The sequence below is a fragment of the Streptosporangium sp. OZ121 genome, from assembly GCF_051918885.1.
Lineage (GTDB): Bacteria > Actinomycetota > Actinomycetes > Streptosporangiales > Streptosporangiaceae > Streptosporangium.
Genome location: NZ_JBPXMC010000062.1, coordinates 1 through 11,572, shown reverse-complemented (window position 1 = coordinate 11,572; position 11,572 = coordinate 1). Strand labels below are relative to the sequence as shown.

At 68.4% G+C, this 11,572-nt stretch carries 12 protein-coding genes; 6 read left to right on the top strand and 6 right to left on the bottom strand.

The window, feature by feature from the left end; all coding sequences use genetic code 11:
• Positions 1–654: ricin-type beta-trefoil lectin domain protein (locus ACTOQ1_RS42620; RefSeq protein WP_440074273.1), on the top strand; the 654-nt coding region annotated here is incomplete at its 5' end.
• Positions 655–916: 262 nt separating this feature from the next.
• Here ACTOQ1_RS42620 and ACTOQ1_RS42615 read toward each other — a convergent pair.
• The 3 genes from ACTOQ1_RS42615 to ACTOQ1_RS42605 all read right to left on the bottom strand — a co-directional run bounded on the left by ACTOQ1_RS42615 (position 917) and on the right by ACTOQ1_RS42605 (position 4,699).
• Positions 917–1,774, bottom strand: a complete 858-nt coding sequence (locus ACTOQ1_RS42615; RefSeq protein ID WP_440074271.1) for an SAM-dependent methyltransferase — start codon at positions 1,772–1,774, stop codon at positions 917–919.
• A 432-nt stretch (positions 1,775–2,206) separates the two neighbouring features.
• The gene (locus ACTOQ1_RS42610) at positions 2,207–3,616 is read right to left on the bottom strand and encodes an endo-1,4-beta-xylanase (RefSeq protein ID WP_440074269.1); all 1,410 of its coding nucleotides are present in this window, start codon (positions 3,614–3,616) and stop codon (positions 2,207–2,209) included.
• A 522-nt stretch (positions 3,617–4,138) separates the two neighbouring features.
• Positions 4,139–4,699 (bottom strand): DUF1697 domain-containing protein, encoded by a 561-nt coding sequence (locus ACTOQ1_RS42605; protein WP_440074266.1) that lies wholly within the window; start codon positions 4,697–4,699, stop codon positions 4,139–4,141.
• A 195-nt stretch (positions 4,700–4,894) separates the two neighbouring features.
• Here ACTOQ1_RS42605 and ACTOQ1_RS42600 point away from each other — a divergent pair, with 195 nt between their 5' ends.
• From ACTOQ1_RS42600 to ACTOQ1_RS42590, 3 genes are all read left to right on the top strand, one after another.
• Positions 4,895–5,707 carry a hypothetical protein gene (locus ACTOQ1_RS42600; RefSeq protein ID WP_440074264.1) on the top strand — a complete coding sequence of 271 codons (813 nt, stop codon included), beginning with the start codon at positions 4,895–4,897 and terminating at the stop codon, positions 5,705–5,707.
• Positions 5,704–6,081, top strand: coding sequence for a GntR family transcriptional regulator (locus ACTOQ1_RS42595; RefSeq protein WP_440074261.1), 378 nt, complete (start codon positions 5,704–5,706; stop codon positions 6,079–6,081). Before ACTOQ1_RS42600 ends, ACTOQ1_RS42595 begins: the two co-directional genes overlap by 4 nt.
• A gap of 485 nt (positions 6,082–6,566) precedes the next feature.
• Positions 6,567–8,207: an alpha/beta hydrolase gene (locus tag ACTOQ1_RS42590; protein ID WP_440074258.1), complete on the top strand. Its 1,641-nt coding sequence runs from the start codon at positions 6,567–6,569 to the stop codon at positions 8,205–8,207.
• 498 nt (positions 8,208–8,705) lie between these two features.
• On the opposite strand, the gene ACTOQ1_RS42585 is transcribed toward ACTOQ1_RS42590, so the two are convergent.
• On the bottom strand, positions 8,706–9,161 hold the full coding sequence (locus tag ACTOQ1_RS42585; protein WP_440074256.1) for a hypothetical protein: 456 nt from the start codon (positions 9,159–9,161) through the stop codon (positions 8,706–8,708).
• A 159-nt stretch (positions 9,162–9,320) separates the two neighbouring features.
• Positions 9,321–9,683, bottom strand: a complete 363-nt coding sequence (locus ACTOQ1_RS42580) for a hypothetical protein (RefSeq protein WP_440074253.1) — start codon at positions 9,681–9,683, stop codon at positions 9,321–9,323.
• 308 nt (positions 9,684–9,991) lie between these two features.
• Between ACTOQ1_RS42580 and ACTOQ1_RS42575 the strand changes: the two genes are divergently transcribed.
• A complete protein-coding gene (locus ACTOQ1_RS42575; RefSeq protein ID WP_440074251.1) occupies positions 9,992–10,450 on the top strand; it encodes a hypothetical protein in 459 nt (152 codons plus the stop codon).
• On the opposite strand, the gene ACTOQ1_RS42570 is transcribed toward ACTOQ1_RS42575, so the two are convergent.
• Positions 10,369–10,659, bottom strand: a complete 291-nt coding sequence (locus ACTOQ1_RS42570; protein ID WP_440074249.1) for a transposase domain-containing protein — start codon at positions 10,657–10,659, stop codon at positions 10,369–10,371. The genes ACTOQ1_RS42575 and ACTOQ1_RS42570 overlap by 82 nt on opposite strands.
• Positions 10,660–11,057: 398 nt before the next feature.
• Between ACTOQ1_RS42570 and ACTOQ1_RS42565 the strand changes: the two genes are divergently transcribed.
• Entirely contained in the window at positions 11,058–11,537 is a 480-nt protein-coding gene (locus ACTOQ1_RS42565) for an oxygenase MpaB family protein (RefSeq protein ID WP_440074246.1), read from the top strand.
• Positions 11,538–11,572 lie beyond the last annotated feature (35 nt).

Here is an 11,572-nt window from a genome sequence, read left to right as displayed (position 1 = left end):
ATCCAGGGCGGCTCCGCCCAGACCTACGCCGCGGTGACCAACGACTGCCTGGCGGTGCCGCGTTGCACCGGCATCACTGTGTGGGGCGTGCGCGACAGCGACTCCTGGCTCGGCGCCAACACCAGCCCCCTGCTCTTCGACGGCAACGGCAACAAGAAGGCCGCTTACACCTCGGTCCTCAACGCCCTCAACGCCGCCGACCCCAACCCCGACCCGGACCCGGACCCGACCCCCACGCCCACCGTCACCCCGACGGTGCCCTCCGGGAACGGGCAGATCAGGGGCGTCGGTTCCGGCCGCTGCGTGGACGTGCCCAACTCCAGCACCACCGACGGCACCCAACTGCAGATCTGGGACTGCCACACCAACCCCAACCAGCAGTGGACCTACACCGCCGCGCAGGAGCTGCGGGTCTACGGCAACAAGTGCCTGGACGCCGCCGGCACCGGCAACGGCGTCAAGGTCCAGATCTACAGCTGCTGGGGCGGCGACAACCAGAAGTGGCGCCTGAACACCAACGGCACCATCACCGGCGTGCAGTCCGGACTGTGCCTGGACGCCGCCGGCAACGGCACCGCCAACGGCACCCTGACCCAGCTCTACAGCTGCCACGGCGGCAACAACCAGAGGTGGACCTTCGCCGGCCAGTCCTGATGCCGCACCATCCATGACGGCCTGATGGCCGGGGTCGCCACGGCACCCCGGCCATCAGGCCTGTACGCCGGACACCGCGGTTCGCGTCGTCAGGCCCGTGCGCCGGGCGCCGCGGTCCGCGTCGGTGACCGGTTCGGTGCGCGTGTGCCCGGCCATGGCTCAACCGGCGACCCTGCGGGAGAAGAGGTCCGGGACGACCGCCGGCAGATGGCGACGTGGGTCGATGCGCGGGCGGCCATTCGACATGGCCGCCCGCGAAACCTCACGGCTTCACGGCCACGCCACCGTAGGCCCAAGCGTGGCCGCCGCCGGGAATCGATTCTTGGTATTCGTTCTCGTTAGGCCGCCAGGTGACCACTTCGACGAGCCCGGGGGGCACCATCGTCCAGCCCTGGAAGAATTTCGTCACCTGCGCGTGACTTCGTGGAACCATTGGCGCAGAACCCTTGTCATAGGGCTTGGTGAATCTCTCTTTGGGCACCTGCGGCGCGAAGTCGAGCGTGATGTGCGACAACAGCAGCCGGCTGCCCGAGGGGACGGCAGATTTGTATCGCTCGACCAACTCGTAGGGTTTTTCCTCATCGGTGATGAAGTGCAGGACGCCGGCCATGATGAGCGCCACCGGCCGGGTGAAGTCAATGACTTTGGTGACCTCCGGATGCGACAGGATCCGATCCGGATCCCGTAGATCGGCCTCGATCACCGTGGTCATGCCCTCTTCGCTGCTCGCCAGCAGGGCGCGCCCGTGAACCAGGACGATGGGATCGTTGTCCACATACGCCACGTGAGCTGCTGGATTGACCTGTTGAGCGATCTCGTGGGTGTTCCCCTGGGTGGGGATGCCGGTGCCGATGTCCAGGAACTGGGTGATTTCGGCGTTCTCGGCGAGATGACGTACGGCTCGGCCGAGAAAGGCCCGATGGGCGCGCACCCCTTCCCGCGTGCCAGGTGAAAGTGCGGCGAGTTGTTCCGCCGCCTCTCGGTCGGCGGCGAAATGGTCTTTGCCCCCCAGGAGGTAGTCGTATATGCGTGCTGGGTGAGGGATCGTCGGGTCGATTCGCGCGCCGGGCGCATTGGCGTCGGCTGACTGCGCATTTAATCGGTCAACGGAATCGGCCATTGGTGCTCCTTGAAGACGTTCCTGTATTGACGCGGCCGTCGATATGGGACGCGGCGTTGCCCCACTCTAGCCTGTTATCAATAGGTTCGCCGCTTACGGTGATCACCCGAGAGGCGACGTCGATGATCATGACTTATGGATGAAGACGGATCGATGAACTTACTCATGTCGCATACATCCCATAACTGCATTAAGTACCCAAAATACATCGTTCCTCATGATCTGATTGAATCGTTTCATTATCCGTCCGGCATTTCGAGGGGGTGCTGATCGCATGCGTGCGGGGGAGTGCCTCATCCGAGCGCGCCCTTGATCCGTTAGCGTTAACACCATCGGTGTCCCCGATGCCGGCGTGTGATCGAAGAGGTCGAGCACCGACCGCTGGTCGATCAGGTGTCACGCCACAGGTGTCACGCCAGGAGAAGCCGGGGTTCATCCCGTCGTTTCGCCTCCGTTACAGGTGATCGACGGGACAACCGCGGTGCCGTTGGCGGTGAAGCCGAAGGTGGTCGACCGACCCGCCGCGACGGAGCCGTTGTACGCGGCGTTGCGGACGCTCACGCTGGAGCCGGACACGGTGTGCCGGCCGCTCCACAGGCTGCTGATGGTCTGCCCGCCGGGCCAGGTCCACCTCACCGTCCACCCGTTGACCGGCGAACTGCCCGCGCGGACGGTCACCGTCGACTGGAACCCGCCCGGCCAGCTGTTGATCGTCGCGATCGTCGCCGAACACGCGCCCGGACCCGGAGTCGGGGTGGGAGTCACCGTTGGCGTGGGGGTCGGGGTGGGGTCCGGGTTGGGGTCGGCGGCGTTGAGGGCGTTCAGCACGGCGGTGTAGGCCGGCTTCTTGGTGCTGCCGCTGAACAGCAGCGGGGTGTCGCCCGAGCGCCAGGAGTCCTGGTCGCGCACGCCCCACACGGTGATGCCGGTGCAACGCGGCACCGCCAGGCAGTCGTTGACCACGTTGGCGTAGGTGGTGGCGGAGGCACCCTGGATGTCCAGCTCGGTGATCTGCACGTCCACGCCCAGGGCGGCGAAGCTGGAGATCGTGGTGCGGAAGTTGCTGTTGTAGGGGCTGCCGCTGTTGAAGTGCGACTGCAGGCCGACGCAGTCGATGGGCACGCCGCGCTGTTTGAAGTCGCGGACCATGTTGTAGACGGCCTGGGTCTTGGCCCAGCTCCAGTTGTCGATGTTGTAGTCGTTGTAGCAGAGCTTGGCGGCCGGGTCGGCGGCGCGCGCGGTGCGGAAGGCGACCTCGATCCAGTCGTTGCCGGTGCGCTGCAGGTTGGAGTCGCGCCGGCCGCCGGAGTTGCCGTCGGCGAAGGCCTCGTTGACCACGTCCCAGGCGTAGATCTTGCCCTTGTAGTGGTTCATCACGCCGTTGATGTGGTCGATCATCGCCTGACGCAGGCTGCCGCCCGACAGCGACTGCATCCAGGCCGGCTGGCCGGGGTGCCAGAGCAGGGTGTGCCCGCGCACCCGCTTGCCGTTCTGCACCGCCCAGTCGTAGACCCGATCGCCGCTGGAGAAGTTGAACTGGCCCCGCTGGGGCTCGGTGGCGTCGATCTTCATCTCGTTCTCAGCCGTCACCATGTCGAACTCGCGGTTGGCGATCGTGGTGTACGCCGAGTCGCCGAGCTTGCCGGAACTGATCGCGGTGCCGAAGTAGCGCCCGCTCTGCTGAGCCGCCGAGGCCAGCGTGGACGCGGCCGCATCGGCCGGCAGCGGCATCGTCTGCGCGGAGACCAGACCGAGAATTCCGGCCGCCGTGACCAGCAGCGCGCGTCGCAGGTCACTGAGACGTCCGCGGGTGCGGGAAGGGGGGAAGGCGCGCGAGCTCATGCTTGAGCCTCCATAACCGGACCGACGATACGAGAAGGCGCGGAGCGTCCGCGTGCACGACGCCGCGTCCGGTCGGCAGGACGCACACCACCAGACGTCGAAGACGGTGATCCTCCGCCGCGTACCATCGCCGAGTCGAGAGAACCGTTCCGAGGGACTCAGTGTGGGAAGGGCGTCGAAAGCCGTCAAGAGCCCCTGATGGTCTTCGGCTCCTTCCTGACCGTGTACGTCTTGGTGGAGGTGGACATTCGGCCCCGGTAGCCGTGTCTCCCGGCGGCCGGATGGCCTGAAACTTTCACTGCCGCTTCCTCGACGATCTGTCGTAGGCGTCACCACGAGCTCCTCGATTGGGAAACTCCACGTGGTCACCTGCCGAGCCACGCTCCACGTCTCCCGGGACCCGGTTCACCATGTCGCGATCCTCCTGGTCGCCGAACGCCGACGGTGCGGCCTTCGCGCCGGCCTTCGGCGGCGAGGTCGCAGCGGGCGTCGATGACGACGGCCCGCCGTTCGCGGCGACAGTCAGGCGGGATGGGCCTGAGTCAGCTCTATCAGCTTGGTGACGGTGTTCCAGTTGCGGGTGGTGGCGATGACGCCATCGGCAGGCGCGAATTTCGCCAGGGCTTCCGCGAGCTTGGAGCGGCCCAGGCCGTCCGGAGTGTAGAGGTAGAGCGCACGGTCGCCGAGCCGGAACTCTTCGGGGAGGTGGCTCGCCGCGTCGAGGGATGCCAAGCGCGACGCGGTGACCGGCTCGGAGAAGTACGTGACGTGCAGTTGCCTGCCCTCGAGCGAAGCCGCGGGGAACGGGCAGGTGCCGGCCACCGCCTTCAGATACGCGTGATCACGCACCAGGACATCGACGCCGAAGCCGAAGCGCTCCTCGATGGCCTGCTCCAGCTGCGCCGCGAGCGCGTCCTCGTCGCCCGGAGCACTGGTGAAGACGGCATTGCCGCTCTGCAGGTAAGTGCGTACGTCGCCGTGGCCGAGCTCGGTGAGCAGCGCTCGCAACTCGGCCATCGGGACCTTCTTGTGGCCGCTCACGTTGATGCCCCGAAGGAGCGCCGCGTACGCCTTCGTCGTCATGTCCACACCTTATTGGTGATCAAAGGTGGGCGTTATCCGGTCTCCCAGGTGATCGAGGGCGACATGGTCCGCGACGGCGGGCGCCGCTGAGCCGGGGCTCGCGCCACCGGGACGACGAGAGCCCGCGGGGCGTTGACTTTGTCGCAACCTATGACGCACTATGTTGCTACAAAGATTGCGACAAAAGGAGGCGCCATGACCCGTGAACCGTCACCGGACACCGGCCCGCCGGAGCGTGCGGCCGATCTGCGGCTGGCGAGCGCGTGGCTGGCCCGGCACGGCCTGGCCGACACCCGCCCGACCCCGCTGCTGGCCAGCCGGCTGGCGGTCCGGGAATGGGTCCGCCTGGCCACTTATGTCATCCTGGCCGCACTGATCATCGTGAGCGCCCTCGCCGCCCGTCCCGTCTTCGACGGCCAGCTCCATCGCCCGCTGCCGCTGCTGGCCCTGACCGCGTCGGTGGCCGGGCTGCTGCTGGCACAGTCGCTGCTCACCCGGTGGGTGCGACGCGTCGACCAGCGGGCGGGCGCGACGCTGTCGCGCAGGGCCGCCCATCCGATCCAGCCCGGCTGGCGGACCGTGCTCGGCCGGCCCTACGCCGCCTTCGCGGTCGCCACGTTCGCCGGCGCGATAGTGCTGGCCGCAAGCGCCCTGGCCGTTCCCGACCCCACCGTGCGGCAGCTGGCCGTCGTCGTGCTGATCGGCCTGCTCGGCGCGACGGCCCTCACCGCCATACAGCTGCGCCACCTGCTCAGGTTCCCGGTCGTGGCGCAGGACGAGGAGTCGCTGACCGCCGACGTCATCATGCGCGTCGAAGATGCCCGCGAGCTCACCACGCCGAACGTGCAGTGGTCGCTGCCCATGGTGCTGCTGTTCGGCGCAGCGCCCGGCTGGTGGGACGCCGCCGCGGTCGCCTACCTGATCCTGGGCATGGGCGTGTGCATCGCGCTCCGTTTCAAGACGCCGTCGAGCGCGACGGTGGCCCGGCGGGTCATGAGCGTCGGATGATCGTCATCGACGCGGCCTCGCCGGTCCCGCCGTTCGAGCAGCTGCGCTCTCAGCTCGCCCGGCAGATCCAGGACCGCACGCTGGCCGTGGGCGCCCGGCTGCCGACCATCCGCCACCTCGCGGCCGACCTCGCCCTGGCCGTCAACACGGTCGGCCGGGCCTACCGGGAGCTGGAGGAGGCGGGACTGATCGAGACGCGCGGGCGGGCGGGCTCGTTCGTGGCGGCCGCCGGCGAGGAAGGCCGGGAGCGGGCCCGCCGGGCCGCCGCCGACTACGCGGCCGTGATCGCCAGCGTCGGCATCGACACGGGCGAGGCGATCCGCATCGTGCAGGCGGCTCTGACGTCCGGCGCGGCGGCACCGGCCTCGTCATGACCGCGCCCCGGCCGCGGGGTCACCTCGCCGGACGCACGACACCGGCGTAGCGGCCGATCAGACGGCGTCCGAGCCGCCGCACACGACACCGGCATAGCGGCTGATCGGGCGGCGTTTGAGCCGTCGCATCGGCTGCTCCGGAAATCCCGCACCAACCCCGCGGTGATCTCGATCTCGGTATGGGGCACGCGAAGCGACGGCAGCCGGATGGCGGCCGCCCGTTCCGGTCGCCGGAAAGGGAACCGGCTCGTGAACGGCGCGGGCGCCCGACCGATCGATCCACCCGGGTGACGGCTCGCCGTAGCCGCAGGAGTTCGGGGCCGCAACGGTGGACGGCGGCGACTCCGCCCGCGTCGGCCCGCTCGACTCCCACCGCGAACCACGGCCCCCGTCTCCGCGTGATCAAGCGAAGGGTCTCGCGTACCCGGCGGCGCCGACTTCACAGGCATCGAGAAAGCATCTGTTCCTGTCGACAAGGAGTATCAATGCGATTAAGTCCGCGATCACGTCTGACGGTGTTCATCGCCGCGGCGACGGTGGCCGCCATGACGGCAGGCGCGCCCCCGCAGGCCGAGGCCCGGACAGGCGCGCCGGAGCCGGCGGTGGCCGAAGCCGAAGGAGCGGCCCCGATCTGGGGCGAGTGCCCGCCGGTGGAATCCGCTATTTCGCGCGACCCGCGCCAGCGGTGCGCGACGTTGCGGGTGCCGCTGGACTACCGCGCCCCGCGCGGGCGGAACATCGAGATCGCGATCTCCCGGATCGGCACGGCGCGACCCGGGTCGCGCCGCGGGATCCTGCTGTCCAACCCGGGAGGCCCGGGCGACAGCGGCCTGGACCTGCCCAGCCGGCTGGCCGTCGTCCTGCCGCCCGAGGTCCTGGATCGGTACGACCTGATCGGCTTCGATCCGCGAGGGGTCGGCCACAGTACTCCGGTCACCTGTGGTCTCGATCTTGTGAAGCAGTTCACGCTGCTGCTGCCCTACCCGGCGCCCGACGGCGGCATCGAGCGCAACCTCGCCTTCGCACGGGACACCGCGGCCGCGTGCGCCGAGCATTCCGGCGATCTGCTTCCGTTCATCACCACGGCCAACACGGCCCGGGACATGGACCGCATCCGAGCCGCGCTCGGCGAGCCGAAACTGTCCTACTTCGGCCTCTCCTACGGCACCTACCTGGGAGCGGTCTACCTCTCATTGTTCCCCGGACGCGACGATCGGATCGTGCTGGACAGCGCCGTCGATCCGGGCACGGTGTGGCGGGACATGTTGCGGGGCTGGAGCGAGGCGGTCGCGGTGCGACTGCCCGACCTGCTCGCCTTCGCGGCCGAGCGGGACGCCGTCTACCACCTCGGCGCGACGCCGGACGAGGTCAGGCGCACCTACGATCGGCTGACCGCGGCCCTCGACCGGCGGCCCCTGCCGGACCCGGGCGGCTTCGTCCTCGACGGCAACGCCCTGCGCGAGATCACCCGCATGGGGCTTTACTTCGACGGCTACTTCCCCTCCATGGCCGAGTTGTGGCAGGAGGTCGCGGCCGCCGTCTCAGGATCCACCCTGGATCCCGCCGTCTTGACGCGGCTGGACCGGCCGGGGCCGGCCGGCAGGGCCGGCGGTGACGGGGGCGCGGAGAGGGCGGAGACACCGGCGGACAACCACGTCGCCGCGCTCTACGCGGTGATCTGCGATGACGCGGCCTGGCCGCGCAGCGTGGCGCTGCACGCCCGGCAGGTCGCGGCCGACCGGCGGGCGTGGCCGGTGACGGCGGGCATGCCCTCGAACCTGTGGCCGTGCGCGGCCTGGCACAGCCGGCCGGTGGAGCCGCCGGTGACGGTGACCGGTCACGGGCCGCGCAACGTGCTGATCCTGCAGAACACCCGTGATCCCTCCACCTCTTTGGCGGGCGCACGCGGCCTGCGCGCCGCGCTCGGACGGCGGGCCGTCATGATCACGGTTGACCAGGGTGGCCACGGCGTCGTCGGGCTGGGCAGTTGCGCCGACGAGGCGATGAACTCCTTCCTGGCCACCGGGGCACTGCCCGGGCGAGACCGCTTCTGCCCGGCGCCGTCACCGGCCGACGCCGCCCGCTCGACACCCTCGCCGTACATACCTTCCGTGGGACCGCTGTAGGGCCGTCGCCCGTGGACCGCCGAGCGCCGGTGGGAGGAGGCGGCGGCGAGGGAGACGCGATGATCGCGGGTTCGGAAAGGCACGGCCGGTCACCTTCCAGGTCACCGGCTCGCGGCAGGCCTGCTTGAGCCTGTCGTAGGACCAGGTGCGGGTTCAGTCGAGATTGGATTCCACTCGTTGATCCAGGCGCGATCCCGGCCATGTCCGCGCCGTCATCACCTGGTGCGCAGGACCCGGCGGAATCCAGCGCCCGTATGCCGGTCATATTCTCTGAATATACCGAGGCCGTATAGAGTTTCGGTCGGCGCAAAACTCGAAAAGTGCCTGGAAGGAAAGTAATTTTAATGACCGGCAGCGGAAGAGGATCGTAGGCGTTGTGTCCGTTCTCGGTGTTTCGACTGGCGTCGTTATCGGGGCAGCACCGAGATGCGGATGTGCGGGGGCCACGTGCTCGGCGCCCGCGCAGCCGGCCGGCTCCACCTTCACCCGGCTCGACGCTCACTCCTCAGCCTGACCGTCTCTGAGTACGGTGAGAGCCGCGATCGGGAGCAGCAGCATGGTCAGAGCACCGGAGGGCCGCAGCCCTCTGGTGCTCTCGGCCGGCTCGATCAGCGGCACGCCCGCAGCCGGCGTCGAGCCGGTCGTCCAGAGCGTGACGACCTGCTGCTGCTCCTCCGGCTCGACACGCGACCGCAGGAAGCTGTAGACGACGGGCGTGAACGGCGCCCCCACCAGACCGCCCAGCCCGAACACGATCACCGCCGAGGTGAGGTCGCCGACGTGGGCGAGGGCGATCGGGCACATCGTCCACAGCCCGATGATCGCGATCAGCACGTGCCGCTGCGGCAGGTCGCGCAACTGGTTGACCGGTGAGGCGCCGATGAACGCGCCCACGCCCAGCGCGCCCCACAGCAGGCCGGGCGCCGACGCGTCGGCGCCCGGCATCCCGCGCACGTACGGTGGAGCGCCACCTCCATCGGCACGGAGAAGAACACCACGACCAGCAGTCGCGCGGCGACCGGCCGGCGACGCAGGATCCGTCACCCCGACTTACCGGCCTTCGGGCGGCGCAACGCGTCGCGGCCCTCGGCGCAAGGTCAACGAGTGGGCCGGTCAGTGAAACTCGTCCGAGGATATGCAGGTCATGAGCGCGTCCAGGCTCAGGCCCCCGCTCAGCACATCTCCGGAGAACAACTTCCTGCCTTTGGGATTGGAAATCCGTGGATGGACGCTACACCTGGTGGTGTTGTTACAGGTCTTCGTCTGGCGCACGGTTTTCATCGGGATGTTGTGGCGGTTGACGTCTGCCGAGACGATGATGCGGTTCTGGACCCGGTTGCATATGACAACGTACGTGGCGACAACGGCAGAGCCGCTCGTGGAGATGCCGGAGACCTGTCCGCGGCAGTTGTCGCGGTTGGCGGCCTGTGCAGGCAGCGCTCCGGCGAACAAGGATCCTGCGGCGACCGTTGCCACGAGGGCGACCCTCAGGCATTTGTTTATGGAAAACCCTTTGCGATCGGAGGGGACATGCGAGATGTCGCCTCTTGGCGGATCGAGATGAGAACCAATTGATGATGTAAAGGGCCCTGTGTCCGTGGCCATGTAAGAGTCCCCACAGGTGGCCAGTTCGTGGTCACCGCTGATGGCCGGTTCAGGTCCCCGCTTCTCGCTCGCGTGTCATCGGGAGATGTGTGCCCTGGGCGGTGATCGTGACGGTGTCAGCCAGTCACGAGATCACCGCTCAGGGGGTCTGTTCGGCCACGAAGTCTTCGGGGGAAGTCATGGACATCATCGCCGCCTACCGCGAGGTGGGCACCTATCGCGGCGCCGCGCAGATATGCGGCACCACCCACAAGACCGTCAGACGCATCATCGAGCGGTCCCAGACCAACAACAAGCCGACCTGCCGTAAATCCCGTGAGCACAACTTCGACGCGGTCGCCGAGTTGGTGGCCGAGAAGGTGAAGGCCACCGCGGGGAAGATCTCGGCCGAGCGGCTGCTGCCGCTGGCCCAGGCCGCCGGGTGTACCGGATCGGCGCGTAACTTCCGGCGTCTGGTCGCCTCAGTGAAGAAGGCCTGGCGGCGTGATCACCATCGCGGGCGGCGCCCGGCGATCTGGACGCCGGGTGAGATGCTGGTCATCGACTGGGGAGAGGCTCAGCGTAACGCGCTGCCGCTCGGCGTGTGCGGTGCAAGGGCCGCCAAGCCGGCGCACAACCGGTCAAAGACCTGCCGGTAGCCCAGCTCGGCGAACAACGCCCCGGCCAGCAGCAAGTACACCGTGACCCGCGCCGGCACCAGCCGGACCCGCCGCTCGGTGGTCTTGGTGACCGCCAGCACGTCATCGACCATCTCGAACGGCACGATCTGGGTCAACTCGCCGATATGACCGGGCGCGAACACCCCGGCCGCTACCTTGACTGTCCGCGTTATGGCAGTCTGTTCCAACAGCGGAGCTCCCGTAGTGAGGATGTCTTGGAGTGACACCCCTCTTCTACGGCAGCTCCGCTGCTTTGCCTACTGGCACCCCTTGACCGACAGCCTCCACACCTAACTGAACGGCGTTGCCCTAGTCCTCATCGTCGAACCGATCCTCGAACCGGTCTTCGGCCCTGAATCCGGGCGTGGATCCGGCCGTGTGCGCGATCCTGCCGTGAGCGATCGTGTCTCCACCGGCAGCCGAGCGACGTTGACCCATACATTCCTTTCCCTGACGCGCACAAGGGCCCCGGCGCGTGTCGCGCCAGGGCCCCGAAGAGTTCAACACCATCTACCGGCCATCCGGTCGGCTTACCGTCGTCCACATCCGCCGTACCGCCCGGCGGTGATGCGGGGATCGCGGATACGTGACCGCAGACCACCTTTACTACTCCAAGGGCGGCGCCGACATGGAGGACCGCGTCGCCAAGACGAGCATCTTCGGCTTCGCGGTCGGGGCCCTCGACGGCTACCGCCCCGCCGGCTCGTGCATCGTCGAGCGCGTCAAGACCCGGCTGGTGCACGCCGCGGTGCGGCACCTGCTGCAGCAGTCCCCCCACTGGGGCGGCGACATCCCGATCAGCCAGGAGGACATACTCGTCACCTGGCACACCCTGCCCACCTTCGCCATGCGCAAGATGATCGAGTGGAAGGTGCCGGTCCGGCCCGCCGAGCCGGAGGCGTACCTGCGCGTCTGGCAGGTGACCGCGCACATGCTCGGCATCAAGGACGAGTACGTCCCCGCCACCTGGGACGCCGCCTACGCCCAGTCCGGCCAGATCCTGCCCCGCGACATGGGCCCGACGCAAGAAAGGCGGCCCGGGGTCACGGGCGCCCGGGCCACTTGAGGGAGCAGACATTGACGGTGCGGGTCGAGAACTTC

Coding starts and splice junctions, on each gene's coding strand:
- ACTOQ1_RS42615 (WP_440074271.1), bottom strand. CDS start 1,774: ATGGCCGATTCCGTTGACCGATTAAATGCGCAGTCAGCCGACGCCAAT.
- ACTOQ1_RS42610 (WP_440074269.1), bottom strand. CDS start 3,616: ATGAGCTCGCGCGCCTTCCCCCCTTCCCGCACCCGCGGACGTCTCAGT.
- ACTOQ1_RS42605 (WP_440074266.1), bottom strand. CDS start 4,699: ATGACGACGAAGGCGTACGCGGCGCTCCTTCGGGGCATCAACGTGAGC.
- ACTOQ1_RS42600 (WP_440074264.1), top strand. CDS start 4,895: ATGACCCGTGAACCGTCACCGGACACCGGCCCGCCGGAGCGTGCGGCC.
- ACTOQ1_RS42595 (WP_440074261.1), top strand. CDS start 5,704: ATGATCGTCATCGACGCGGCCTCGCCGGTCCCGCCGTTCGAGCAGCTG.
- ACTOQ1_RS42590 (WP_440074258.1), top strand. CDS start 6,567: ATGCGATTAAGTCCGCGATCACGTCTGACGGTGTTCATCGCCGCGGCG.
- ACTOQ1_RS42575 (WP_440074251.1), top strand. CDS start 9,992: ATGGACATCATCGCCGCCTACCGCGAGGTGGGCACCTATCGCGGCGCC.